Raw genomic sequence first — 14028 nt, 5'->3', positions numbered from 1 at the left:
GAAAAGAGGTAGGTATAAGATATAGGGTATATACAGTGTCTCTAGATTTAATTCATTTATTTACTGCAGCTTAACACTAGAGTACGGCGGCCTACTCCTGAAAGCTCAGCAGTAGACAGGAGCAAATTGAAGCATACAGAACCACCAAGACCCGCCGGGTACCTAGCGGGCCATGACTCGCTTTTGTTCTTTTTCAATCCTAACCCATACCCTATGAAACAGGCTTTTACGTGGTTGCTATTCTTGGCGGCAAGCTTACTGCTGCACCCATCGGGCGCCTTGGCGCAGGCCAGCCCGCCTCAACTTATCAGTAAAGCGCAACGAGCCTTGCCAGCATTGCGGCCGCAGAACGTGCTACCCCCTGGGGTGCCCGCCTTGCGCCACCCGCTACCCGGCAATGGGGCCAACCGGTTGACGAACCGACCAGCACGTGTCAGGTCGGGTCAGAAAGTAGCCGCAGCAGCAAGAGGCGTTAGCGCTCAGGATGTCACAACCGGATCAGCCACGGAAGTGGCTAGTGAGGTCTGGATTGCCCTCTATAGAAATAATAGAAGGCTTCGGATTGCGGATATGACGGTGGATGCAGCCGGTAATACGTATGTGACCGGCTCCCAACTCTATGCGGTGGGCACGTTTGCTGTCGCCGACTACATCACTCTCAAGTACTCGCCTAGCGGCCAGCAACTCTGGGAAAGCATCTACAACAGCTCCACACCACTTGGCACGGGAAGCTACGATGCGGCAGCGGCTATAACCGTGGACGCGACGGGCAATGTCTACGTAACGGGTTCGAGCGGACTTGGGTATGCTACCCTAAAGTATTCTCCCAGCGGCCAAGAGCTTTGGGTGGTGCGCGGATTCGCCGGTGGGAAAGATATAGCCGTAGATGGGACGGGTAACGTGTATGTGACGGGTAACCAGACAGCCAAGTACACTGTTAATGGGCAACTACTCTGGACGGCTCTCGGAGGCTCCCATTTAGTTGTAAATGTGGCGGACAACGTGTACGTCACCGGAGGAGGCACCACCCGCAAGTACGCGGCCAACGGCCAACAACTTTGGGCTGCTCAGTATAGCGACGTTAGCAATGGGTCTTTTTATTTAGCCAATGATATAGCCGCGGATGCGGCAGGCAATGTGTATGTAACCGGCTACGCGTATAATGAGAGCAACTCCGACTATGTCACGCTCAAGTATGACGTGGCCACTGGCCAGCAACTTTGGATAGGTCGCTACAATGGCCATAGCAACCGCAACGACGAAGCTACTGCCTTGGCCCTGGACGCCGCTGGTAACGTGCTGGTGACCGGGAGTAGTGGCAACAATTCCGGCTCCAATGCCGACTATGCCACGCTCAAGTACAACGGCATTACCGGTCAGCAAGTCTGGGAATCCCGCTACGAGGGACCTAGTACCGCGAGTGCCAGTAGCGAGGGGGCGAGGGACCTAGTGGTGGATGCGGCGGGCAACGTGTACGTTACAGGAAGAACTGCTAGTTCACGTTCTAGGTCGGATTACGCGACGGTAAAGTACTCGGCCGGCGGCCAACAAGTCTGGGAAGCCCGCTACGACTATGATGCGGATGATGAAGCCACGAACGTGGCGCTAGATGCCGCTGGCAATGTATACGTGACGGGCAGTTTCTATAGCCTTGGCTCTACTGATAGTAATGGCTTCAACACCATCAAATACCAGCAAAACAATGTGCAGCAGCTTTGGGAAGCGCGCTTCAACGCGGCCACCAACGGGGCGGAAGTAGCCACGGATATTGCCACAGATGCCGCAGGGAACGTGTTTGTGACGGGCTACGCCTACAACGGCAGCAACTACGACTATGCCACCGTCAAGTATTCGCCCACGGGCCAGCAGCTCTGGGAAGCCCACTACGACGGCAACGGCGACGAGCTACCGGTGGAACTAGTTGTTGATGCGGCTGGCAACGTGATAGTGACGGGCACGTCCTACGGCCTCAACGCCGACTATGCCACTGTCAAATATTCGCCGAGCGGTCAGCAGTTGTGGGCCATTCGCTTTAGTGGGGTCAGCAACAAGGATGATCTGGCGGCAGGGGTGGCCGTGGACGCCGCGGGCAATGTGTACGTAACGGGCACCTCTTACCAAGCGACCAACTACGACTATATCACGTGCAAGTATTTGGCGAGTGGGCAGCGGTCGTGGGTTGCAGGCTTTATTGGGTACGGCGACGATGCCGACGTGGCAACAGATATAGGCGTGGATGCGGCCGGCGATGTATACGTGACGGGCACTTCGTACGCGGGAACTAAGAGTGACTATGCCACAGTGAAATACGAGGGAATTAGTGGCGTGCCAGCATGGACCAGCTTTTACGCCTCGCTCATCAGTAGCTATAATGTGGCAGCAGGTTTAGCCATCAGTGCCGCCGGTGACTTAGTCGTGACTGGCATTTCCGATAGTGGTAGCAGCTACGACTACGCCACCGCGCGTTACTCATCTGCCAATGGGTTTCAGCTATGGGGTGCCCGTTACAATGGGCCCGGCAACAAGGATGACCTAGCCACTTCCGTAGCAATTGACAATAATACCGGCAACGTATATGTAACAGGGTATTCCAACAGTGGTGGCAGTACGGGATGGGATTATGCCACCTTGCAGTATTCGAGAAGCGGCCAGCAACAATGGGTAGCGCGTTACGATGGCCCTGCCAACAGCTATGATGAAGCCACAGCCCTGGTGGTGGATGGCGCCGGTAACGCCTACGTAACGGGCTTGTCCTACAACAACGACGGAACCGATGACTACCTCACCGTCAAGTATTCGGCCAGCGGCCAGCAGGCATGGACCGCCCGATACAATGGCCCCGGCAATAGCTATGACGAGGCCGCAGCACTCTCCCTAGATGCCGCGGGCAACGTGTACGTGACGGGCTTCTCGCTCGGGAGTGGCACCAGCTACGACTTTGCTACGCTCAAGTACAGCCAAAGTACTGGCATAGGCCCGGTAGCATTGGCTGGCGCAACCCCACTCGTAACGGCTAGCGCGTCACTGGCCGTAGCGGCCCCTACCAGACAGTTGCAGGAACTGGCCGTCTATCCAAATCCGGCCACTGGCCCGACCACCGTCAGCTTCCGGCCGGTGCAGGATGGAGCAGCGCAGGTACAACTCTACAACCAGCTCGGTCAGAAGGTAGCCAGCCTCTATGAAGGCAAAGTGCGCAAGGGGCAGCACTACGAGCTGCCCCTCAACAGCGAGAAACTAGCGGCGGGCTTGTACACCTGCTCGTTGCTCGTCAACGGTCAGCGCGAATCCGTCCGTGTGCTGATTAGCCGGTAGGTACCAAGTAGCTAAATGCTGCTAAAAGCGCCCCGAATTTGTTTCGGGGGCGCTTTTTTGTGAAGTAGGAATTCCTGCTGCGGTAAGTTTTGTGGTAAGAGCAGTGTGGTTCTGACTGCTACTACTTACATAATTGTCAAACCAGAAAACCCAGCCTACTACGCTTGTCGGTAGATTTCAACGATAACCGAGTGTATAGTTGAGCTAGGAGTGAAAGCGTGTAGTATTATTGTTAAACCTTGTTGTGGTAGCCTTATTTTTAAGTACTTGGCGCCGGATTTCGTGCTGTTGATTATGTAGTATGAGCTTTGCTCAAACTCATAAGGGAAGAATTAGAATCATTTGTTCCTGATTCTGTTACCCCTGCTTTTCTTGTTCTACAGGCTGGTACTAGCCTTTCATTCCCAATCCCTTACCCTATGAAACAATCTTTTACTTGTTTGCTGCCGTTAGCCGCCGGCTTGCTTTTGGTTGTGCCGCTTACTCAGGCGCAAACTCGACTAAGCCCGGTTTCAGTTAAGAAGCAGAAACCACAGCCTACGCAAGCCCAAGAGTTTCTGCTGCCCCCCGGAGCCCGGGCCTTGCAGCATGCCTTGCCGAAACAAACGAGAGCCGTCAGCAAACGAATAGCCACCAAACAACTAGCGCAAGACGCGCAAGTAACTACCAGCAAGAATATGCAGGCGGCCGCGGCCGGACCGGTCAGTGAGGCATGGACGGCCCGTTACAGCGGCCCAACGGCCAGCTATGATTTGGCTTCCGCTACCACCACCGATGCGGAAGGCAACGTGTACGTGACGGGCACCGCCAGCAGCGTCCTTTCCATCGACTACGACTATGTTACGGTGAAGTACTCGGCCAGTGGCCAGGAACTTTGGACGGCGCGCTACAACGGCTCGGGCAGCAGCGACGATGTGCCGAAAGGCATTGCGGTGGACGCGGCAGGCAATATCTATGTAACGGGAGGCTCTTTTGGGCGCACCGGCAACTACGGCTACGCCACAGTCAAGTACGACCCAGACGGCCAGCAACTATGGGCTGCCCGCTACGACGGAGCCGCCAACAGCGACGACCTAGCCACAAGCTTGGCCCTAGATGCGGCCGGCAATGTGTACGTCACGGGGGCCTCCTACAACGGCCCCACCACCAGCTACGATTATGTAACGGTAAAATATTCGACCGTCGGGGCACAGCTCTGGACGGCCCGCTACAACGGTAGCGGCAACAGCGATGAGCTACCTACCACACTGGCCCTCGACGGCAGTGGCAACGTGTACGTGACGGGCAACGCCTACTCCGGTAACCAAGGCGATTACCTCACCCTCAAGTACTCGACCAGCGGCCAGCAGCAGTGGGCGGCCCGCTACAATGGCCCCGCTAGCGGCTACGACCTAGTGCGCGACTTGGCTGTGGATGCCGCTGGCAACGTGGCCGTGACCGGCACCTCCGACAACGGGAGCAGCTATGACTACGCCACCGTACGCTACTCGACCAACGGGCAGCAACTGTGGGCCAGCCGCTACAACGGCGGGGGCAACAGCTACGACGAAGCCACGGCGGTAGCGCTGGATGCAGCAGGCAACGTGGCCGTCACCGGCTTTGCCGACATTGGCGGCGGCAATTGGGACTACGTCACGCTCAAGTACGCCGCCGCCGGCGGGCAGCCTCTCTGGGAAGCCCGCTACAATGGCTCCGACAGCAGCTACGAGGAAGCTAAAGACGTGGTGGTAGATGCCGCCGGCAATGTGGCTGTGACGGGGCGCTCTTTCAACAGCAGCGGCCAGAGCGACTACGCCACCGTTAAGTATGCGGCAGCCAGCGGCCAGCAGCTTTGGGCCAGCCGCTACAACAGCCCAACGGCCGGCGATGAGCAGGCGGTAAGTTTGGCCGTGGATGCCACCGGCAACGTGGCCGTGACGGGCATTTCCAATACCAGCAGCAACGATTCCGACTACGCCACCCTCAAGTACGACGCCACCAGCGGGCAGCCCCTCTGGGAAGCTCGCTACACCGACGCCCTGGCCATCAACAACGACGATCAGGCCAAGGATATAGCCGTGGATGCTGCGGGCAACGTGTACGTGACAGGTTCCTCGGCGGGCAGTGGCAGCCGCTACGACTATGCCACCATCAAGTACTCGGCTAGTGGCACTAAGCTGTGGGAAGCCCGTTACGATGGCCCCGGCGACAGTTTTGATACCGCTATCAGCGTGGCCGTAGACGCCGCCGGCTACGTGTACGTGACCGGCACCAGCAACTCCGACTACGCCACCGTCAAGTACTCGCCCGCTGGCCAAGAGTTGTGGGTAGCCCGCTACAACGGCTCCGCCAACAGCATGGACAACCCCTATGAAGTGGCAGTTGATGCGGCTGGCAACGTGTATGTAACTGGCTTTTCCATTGGCACCGGCACCAGCTACGACTATGCCACCCTCAAGTACTCGCCCACGGGCCAAGAGCAATGGGTGGCCCGCTACAACGGTGCCGGCGCCAGCAACGACCAAGCCAGTGCCTTGGCTGTCGATGCGGAGGGCAGCGTGTACGTGACCGGCGCCACCTACGGCCGTTTCGACTACCTCACCGTCAAGTATTCGGCTAGTGGCCAGCAGCTCTGGGAGGCTCCTTATAGCGGAGTAGGCAATGGAAACGGCGCGGCAACCGACATAGAGGTGGATGCCAGCGGCAACGTCGTAGTAACGGGCCAGTCAATTGGTACCACAGGCAGCTACGATTATGCCACGGTCAAATACAACGCGGCTACCGGCCAGCAACTGTGGGCTACGCGCTACAACGGCCCCGGCAACCGCAGCGACCAGGCGGCAAAACTGGCCGTTGACCCCAGCACGGGCCACGTGTATGTAACCGGTCGTTCCTACAGCGGCCCAGCCTTCAGCAGCTCCGATTATGCCACCCTGAAGTATGATGCCACCACGGGCCAGCAGCTCTGGGCTACGCGCTACAATGGTCCCGGCTCCGGCGTAGATGTGGCAACTGATGTAGCGCTGGATGCTGCTGGAAACGCCTACGTAACCGGCTACTCCGACAACAACAGCAGCGGCGAAAGCTATGACTTTGCCACGCTGAAATACGATGCCACCACGGGCCAGCAACTCTGGGACATTCGCTACGACGGTTCCCCTAACCGCATCGATCAGGCCAACGGCCTCGCCGTGGACGCCGCCGGCAACGTGTACGTGACGGGCAGTTCCTACAGCCTCTACGTGAACACCGATTTTGCCACCATCAAGTACGTGCAGACTAGCACTACCGCTTCCGCTGGTGTGGTAGCTGCCACGCGTTCAGCCTTCACCACCGCTGGTAGCAATGTGCAGGAGCTAGCCGTATACCCCAACCCGGCTGCCGGCCAAGCGGCAGTGAGCTTCCGGCCGGTGCTCGATGGGCCGGCGCAGGTGCTCGTCTACAACCAGCTAGGCCAGCAAGTAGCCAGCCTCTACGAAGGCACCGTGCGCAAAGGCCAGCACTACGAGCTGCCACTCCACAGCCACAAGCTCGCGCCGGGCTTGTACACCTGCTCCTTGCTCGTGGGCGGCCAGCGCGAAACGGTGCGGGTGCTGGTCGCACACTAGCCGGCCATTTGGCTCCGCAAAAGGCCTCTGGACTTAGTCCAGAGGCCTTTTCTTATTGGCAGTAACTGCGCCCGTATACCAAAAACGGCTATTTATTGCCGCACCGCGGGTACCGGCCAAAACTTCACCTGTAAGTCTGGTTCTACTTTACGGAGTAACTTCTAGACAGTGCGACTCACAGAACTAAGAATGTAATACATATAAAAAAAGCATGTATAACGAAACCCTGTTTTGTGCTTTCGTTTTTTGTTAATTTATATCTGATCCATACGCTGTTGCAGTAGGATTCAAGGCGCTGGATAGGGTTGTGCATGTGGTGAGAAAGAAAACGCGGACTTCTGAGCTGAGTGATGAGAGTTAGATCCTGTTGATAAGTAGATGATAGCCTTCCCTGCCTTCTCCACCTTTTTCGCTATGAAACACACATATACTCACTTGCTGCCGATGATAGCCTTTCTGCTTCTGCACAATTCATTCACACAGGCCCAAACAATTGATTCACCGGGTGCCTCGAGACTCTTAAAGCACCCAGCCGCTTTGCCAATTGAAGCCTCGGCTCTGCGTCACGCCTTACCCTCGACGGGGAAGGAGCCTACTGCGCAACTACCTCAGTTGCCCCTTCCAACAAAACCTCATCTATCTCAAGCCGTTAACCTTGGTGCAAGGGGTAGTCAAGCTCACACCTCGGGGCCGGTGCGCGAGCAGTGGGTAGCACGCTACACTACACCCGACAACAGCTACGACGTGGCCACGAGCACTGCTGTAGATGCCGCGGGCAACGTGTACGTGACCGGCTATTCATTCCAAGACGCCAGCAACGCTGTCAGCTACGACTATCTCACCATTAAGTATTCCGCGGAGGGGGTAAAACAGTGGGAGGGACGCTACAACGGGTCAGCCAATGGCGACGATGTGGCCAAAGCCATTGCTGTAGACTCAGCAGGCAATGTGTATGTGACCGGCAGCTCCTACAATGGCACCAGCTATGATTACGCTACGCTCAAGTACTCGGCCCACGGCCAGCAGCTATGGGAGGCCCGCTACAATGGCCCCGCCGACAACGACGACTTAGCAGTAAGTCTGGCTGTAGATGCGGCCGGCAACTTACTCGTAACGGGTGCTTCCTACAACGGCCCCACCACCAGCTACGATTATGTAACGGTGAAATATTCGTCGGTTGGGGCACAGCTCTGGACGGCCCGCTACAACGGCAGCGGCAACAGCGATGAGCTACCCACCACACTGGCCCTCGACGGCAGCGGCAATGTGTACGTGACGGGCAACGCCTACGCCGGCAACCAGGGCGACTATCTTACGCTGAAGTACTCGACCACGGGTCAGCCGCAGTGGGAAGCCCGCTACAATGGCCCGGCCAGCGGCTACGACCTAGCGCGCGACTTGGCCGTGGATGCCGCTGGCAACGTGGCCGTGACGGGCACCTCCGACAACGGGAGCAGCTATGACTACGCCACGGTGCGCTACTCGACCAGCGGGCAGCAGCTCTGGGCTACACGCTACAACGGCGGGGGCAACAGCTACGACGAAGCCACTGGCGTGGCCCTCGATGCAGCAGGCAACGTGGCCGTCACCGGTTTTGCCAACACCGGCAACAACAACTGGAATTATGTAACCATCTTCTATGCCAGTGCTAACGGCCAGCGGGTGTGGTTAAGAGAATATAATGGCCCCGACAACGGTTATGACGAAGCTAAGGACATTGCCGTGGACGCAAACGGCAGCGTAGCCGTGGCGGGCCGCTCATACAACAGCAGTGGCGAGAGTGACTACGTTACGCTTAAGTACTCGAATGTAGGTCAGCAGCTATGGGAGGCTCGTTACAACGGGCCCGCTCGTGGCGACGACGAAGCAACAGCCTTAGCCGTGGATGCAGCCGGCAATGTGCTCGTGACGGGCACCTCGTTTGCTGGCAGCCGCAACTTCGATTATGCCACCCTCAAGTACGCTGCTACCACTGGCGAGCAAATGTGGGTAAGCATATTCACGGGCACTCAAACATCCAGCCCTGCAACCCAAGCCAAGGATATGGCCGTTGACCCCGTTGGCAACGTGGTAGTGACGGGACTTACCCCTGTAGGTAGCGGCAGCAACTCCTACGCCACGGTCAAATACGCAGCCACTGGACAGAAGCTTTGGGAGGCGCGCTATTCGTTCGGGTTTATCAGTGCTGATTTGTTGGCCGTGGAGGTAGACGCGGCCGGCAATGTGTATATAGCTGGCAGCTTCAACAACGAATACACTACCATCAAATACGATGGTGCCAGCGGACGACAGCTCTGGGTCAGGCGTTACTTTCCGGGAGTTATCAATCGGGGTAATCGAGTGACGGACTTAGTCGTGGATGCGGCCGGCAACGCCTACGTGACGGGCGCCTCCGTTATGGGTATCACGACGGGTTTCGATTACGCTACCATTAAGTACTCGCCAAGTGGTGAGCAGCTCTGGGCAATGCGGTACGTTAGTGCCCGCAACGATATACCCTCGAGCTTGACCTTGGATGCGGCTGGCAACGTGTTTGTAACTGGAATTTCTTATTCAGAGCAGTTCAATAGGATAGAGTCTACCACTATCAAGTACTCGCCGAGCGGCCAAGTGCAGTGGGTGGCCCGCTACGATGACCCCGTCCGCGAAGACAACCCCACGGCTATAACCGTAGATGCCGTCGGCAACGTGTACGTGACGGGTACCAGCACGCTCAAGTACTCGTCGAGCGGTACACTTCTCTGGACCGCTCAATACTTCTCCAATGGCACTGCAATAGCCGTAGATGCCGCCGGTAATGTGTTGGTGACCGGCACAGGCTACCTCAATGGTAATGCCAGCCAGGGGGTTTGGGTGACAGCCAAGTGCGACGGAGCCACGGGGCAACGGCTCTGGCAGGTGTTCAGCGGAGCTGGCAACACAACCGATCAGGCTGTGGATATGGCTATTGATAGTGCTGGTGATGCCTACGTGACTGGCGTATCGGTTAACGGCACCAGCAACTACAACACCATCAAGTATGCCGGAACCAGCGGCCATGTGCTGTGGGAAACCCGCGACAACACCCCCAGCATCGACAACAACCGGCCGGTGCGTGTGGTCGTGGATGCGGCCGGCAGTGTGGTTGTGGCGGGTACCACACTGGCCAGCCCTACCGACCCCGATTACCTGATCATCAAATACACCCAAGCCAGCAGCACCGCTTCAACCGCCGTTTTAACCACCCGTGCCACACTAACGGCGTTGGGGAATATGCAGCAGGAACTGGCCGTATACCCCAATCCGGCTGCCGGCCAAGCGTCCGTGAGCTTCCGGCCGATGCTCGATGGGCCGGCGCAGGTAGCGGTCTACAACCAGCTAGGCCAGCAAGTAGCCAGCCTCTATGAAGGCGCAGTGCGCAAAGGCCAGCACTATGAGCTGCCACTCCACAGCCACAAGCTCGCCCCGGGCTTGTACATCTGTTCCTTGCTCGTGGGCGGCCAGCGCGAAACGGTGCGGGTACTAGTCACTCATTGAGGCAATTAACCACCTCGTTTTTGAAAAGCGTCCTTGGAAGTTGTTTCAAGGACGCTTTTCGTTTACCAAGAGTTGACCTCTGCGTAGTAAGACATGTGATTCCAGGGAAATAGAGTATTGATTCGTGGTACATAGCGAAGTTACTTTATGATTATGCCTTATTTATTTCCATTTCTTTTCAAGTACTTCAGGCCTCTTTAGGAGCTGGCGGCGAGTTGTTGCTGGTTGGTGTTGATACCCTAAATCATAAGTCGAGCGTACGTGATACCCGTTACTTAAATAGGACAACGTCCTTATAGCTTTTCCTAATTACTAGACAGGTTACTTCCTGTATTTTCTTCTCCCTTACCGTTTGCCCTATGAAACAAGCATTTACTCGTTTGCTGCCTATAGCAGCAGGCTTGCTCCTTTGTGTGCCTGCTACGCAGGCACAGACCCATCAACTTCAAGTTGCGGGCAGAGCCAAGAAGCTTCTTCCGACCCCGATACAGGACTTGTTGCTGCCGCCCGGTACTCCGGCCCTACGACATGCCTTGCCTGGCGGTACCTCCCTAAGTGAAAAAAACGCTGCGGTGCCAACACGTTCACTGACTCGCTCGATTAAGCAAGTAGCAGGCGTAACTACTGGAGCCAAGACTCTTGCCTCCGGACCCGTGAGCGAAGAATGGGTGAGCCGATTTACGGGGCCCAGCAGTTTCGACGGAACCAAGGCCATGGCCGTGGATGCGGCCGGCAATGTGTATGTAACCGGCTACTCTTTGGGTAAGGATACAGGCTATGACTATGTGATTATCAAGTACTCGCCCACTGCCACTGTGGACTGGGAAAGGCGCTACAACGGGCCGGCCAACAAAGATGATGTGCCGTCGGCTATAACCTTGAGCCCAACCGGCGGTGTATCCGTGACCGGAAGCTCCTATAATGGCACTACTTGGGACTACACCACCATCAGATACTCCAGCACCGGCCAACAACAGTGGGTAACTCGCTACAACGGTCCGGCCAACAGCGACGACCTAGCCGCTAGCGTGGCCGTGGATGCGGCCGGCAACGTACTCGTGACGGGGGCTTCTTACAACGGCCCCACCACCAGCTACGACTACGTGACGCTGAAGTACTCTGCCACCGGTCAGCAGCAGTGGGAAACCCGCTACAACGGCAGCGGCAACAGCGACGAGCTACCCACCACACTGGCCCTCGACGGCAGTGGCAACGTGTACGTAACGGGCAATGCCTACTCCGGCAACCAAGGCGACTACCTCACCCTCAAGTACTCGACCAGCGGCCAGCAGCAGTGGGAAGCGCGCTATAACGGCCCGGCCAGCGGCTATGACCTGGCGCGCGATATGGTCGTGGATGCGGCCGGCAACGTGGCCGTGACGGGTACCAGCGACGACGGCACCGGCAACTACGACTATGCCACCGTGCGCTACGCCACCAGCGGCCAGCAGCTCTGGGCCAGTCGCTACAGTGGGGCCGGCAACAGCTACGACGAGGCCACGGCAGTGGCGGCCGACCAGTTCGGCAACGTGCTAGTGACGGGCTATGCCAACACCGGCGGCGACAACTGGGATTACGTGACGCTCAAGTACGCGCCCAACGGCTTGAAGCAGTGGGAAAACCTCTACAACGGGTCCGCTAGCAGCTACGACGAAGCCAAAGACGTGGCCGTAGATGCGGCCGGCAACGTAGCCGTAACAGGGCGCTCCTTCAACAGTAGCGGCCTGAGTGAGTACGCCACCATCAAGTATGCCGCCAACGGACAAACGTTGTGGCGCGCCCGCTCTGGTGGGGTCTCGGGCGGCGACGAGGCAGCTACAGCTGTTTTTATCAAGACCAATGGAGAAGTAACCGTTACAGGAACGGTAAACCCAAGCAGCAATAACTCCGACTTCTATACGCCCACCTACTCAAGTAGCGGCCAGCGGGTCTCGTATCCGTCGGGACCTGAAACTACCCGCAACGATTGTCAGGCCTCCGACATGGCCGTGGATGCCCAGGGAAACGTGTATGTAACGGGCGTTTCGCTTAATAACATTAACGTTCTTAGTACCCCATATGGCTTCGCTTGGGACATCGTCACCGTCAAGTACTCGGCTAGCGGTCAACAGCTGTGGCAAGCACGCTACGCCACGCAGGCTTCGGTTGATAATCCACCTCATATCGCCGTGGATGCCGTTGGTAACGTGTCGGTAGCGGGTAGAGCCCTTATCAACTTTGCTTTCAGCAGCGACTATCTTACCATCAAGTACAATGGGGCCACCGGCCAGCAACTGTGGGTGAAAACCTACAATGGAATTGGGAATGGCAGTGATGGCGTAGCCGATGTAGGCATGGATGCCGTGGGCAATGTGTATGTAACAGGATATTCCAAGGAATTTGGTGCCAGATCCGATTATACGACCATCAAGTACAGCGGGGACAGCGGCCAGCCGCTCTGGATAAGGACCTATTTCTTGAATGGGGACGAAGATGATGTGCCCTCGGCCTTGGCCGTAGACGCCGTCGGCAATGTGTATGTAACCGGCTTCAGTGATGGCGACCTCGCCGCCACTAACTACGACTTCCTTACGCTCAAATATTCAACCAGCGGCGAGCAATTGTGGGTAAAAACCTACAACGGCACGGGTGCCAGAAACAGCCAGGAAGTGCCGGCCGATCTGGCTCTAGATCCAGAGGGTAATGTGGCCGTAACGGGTCGTTCCTACACCAGCGCCGGCCAAAGCGCCTACGCTACGGTTAAGTACTCGGCGAGCGGCCAGCAGCTGTGGGTAGCGCGCTCCGATAGATTTGGCTCTGCAAGTCAGCAGCACGGCGCAACAGCCGTGGCCATGGACGCCGCCGGCAACGTGGCCGTAACGGGTAACTTCTATGATAACAACGGCCAGATCGACTACGGTACCCTCAAGTATGCGTCAGCTGATGGTCAGCAGCTTTGGTTGACTCGCTACAACGGAACGGGCAACGGGGAAGATCTGGCAACCGATATAACCATGGACGCGGCCGGCAATGTGTTCGTAACGGGCTCCTCTATCAGTAACCTTGATACAAGTCCTCTTACCACCAAAGCCGATTATGCCACCCTCAAGTACGATGGTACTAGTGGTCAGCAACTGTGGGAAGCTCGTTACAACGGCCCCGCCAACGGCACCGATCTGGCCTCAAGCATCGCCTTGGACGCCGCTGGTAATGTGCTTGTGACTGGTTCGTCTTACAACGGCCTCAGCATTGTGTACCGAGACGATTTTGCTACCATCAAATACGCCCAAACCAACACTTCGGCGCCGACGGCCCTGGTAGCGGCCACCCGCCCAGCGCTAGCGGCCTCAACCAAGAGCCTGCAAGAACTAGCCGTATACCCCAACCCGGCTGCCGGCCAAGCGGCAGTGAGCTTCCGGCCGATGCTCGATGGGCCGGCGCAGGTAGCGGTCTACAACCAGCTAGGCCAGCAAGTAGCCAGCCTCTACGAGGGCACCGTGCGCAAGGGCCAGCACTACGAGCTGCCACTCCACAGCCACAAGCTCGCCCCGGGCTTGTACACCTGCTCCTTGCTCGTGGGCGGCCAGCGCGAAACGGTGCGAGTACTAGTCGCGCGGTAAAACCAGCAAGACAT

4 protein-coding genes are annotated in these 14028 nt (G+C 57.4%); all 4 read left to right on the top strand.

Annotated elements, in window-relative coordinates; all coding sequences use genetic code 11:
- Positions 1–213 precede the first annotated feature (213 nt).
- The 4 genes from MUN86_RS14180 (at position 214) to MUN86_RS14165 (ending at position 14014) form a co-directional block, all read left to right on the top strand.
- Entirely contained in the window at positions 214–3312 is a 3099-nt protein-coding gene (locus tag MUN86_RS14180) for a T9SS type A sorting domain-containing protein (protein ID WP_245118672.1), read from the top strand.
- A 419-nt stretch (positions 3313–3731) separates the two neighbouring features.
- Positions 3732–6899: an SBBP repeat-containing protein gene (locus MUN86_RS14175; RefSeq protein WP_245118670.1), complete on the top strand. Its 3168-nt coding sequence runs from the start codon at positions 3732–3734 to the stop codon at positions 6897–6899.
- A gap of 414 nt (positions 6900–7313) precedes the next feature.
- Complete coding sequence (locus MUN86_RS14170) at positions 7314–10415, top strand: SBBP repeat-containing protein (RefSeq protein ID WP_245118669.1); 3102 nt, start codon at positions 7314–7316, stop codon at positions 10413–10415.
- A gap of 359 nt (positions 10416–10774) precedes the next feature.
- Positions 10775–14014, top strand: coding sequence for an SBBP repeat-containing protein (locus MUN86_RS14165; RefSeq protein WP_245118667.1), 3240 nt, complete (start codon positions 10775–10777; stop codon positions 14012–14014).
- Positions 14015–14028 lie beyond the last annotated feature (14 nt).

This window comes from Hymenobacter volaticus (genome assembly GCF_022921055.1).
In the GTDB taxonomy this organism is placed as follows: Bacteria; Bacteroidota; Bacteroidia; order Cytophagales; family Hymenobacteraceae; genus Hymenobacter; species Hymenobacter volaticus.
The sequence above is the reverse complement of the archived record's forward strand: the minus strand, read 5'-3'. Positions and strand labels throughout refer to the sequence as shown.

Excerpts from the sequence above, each read along its gene's own strand:
- MUN86_RS14165 (WP_245118667.1), top strand. The coding sequence starts at position 10,775 with ATGAAACAAGCATTTACTCGTTTGCTGCCTATAGCAGCAGGCTTGCTC.
- MUN86_RS14175 (WP_245118670.1), top strand. The coding sequence starts at position 3,732 with ATGAAACAATCTTTTACTTGTTTGCTGCCGTTAGCCGCCGGCTTGCTT.
- MUN86_RS14180 (WP_245118672.1), top strand. The coding sequence starts at position 214 with ATGAAACAGGCTTTTACGTGGTTGCTATTCTTGGCGGCAAGCTTACTG.
- MUN86_RS14170 (WP_245118669.1), top strand. The coding sequence starts at position 7,314 with ATGAAACACACATATACTCACTTGCTGCCGATGATAGCCTTTCTGCTT.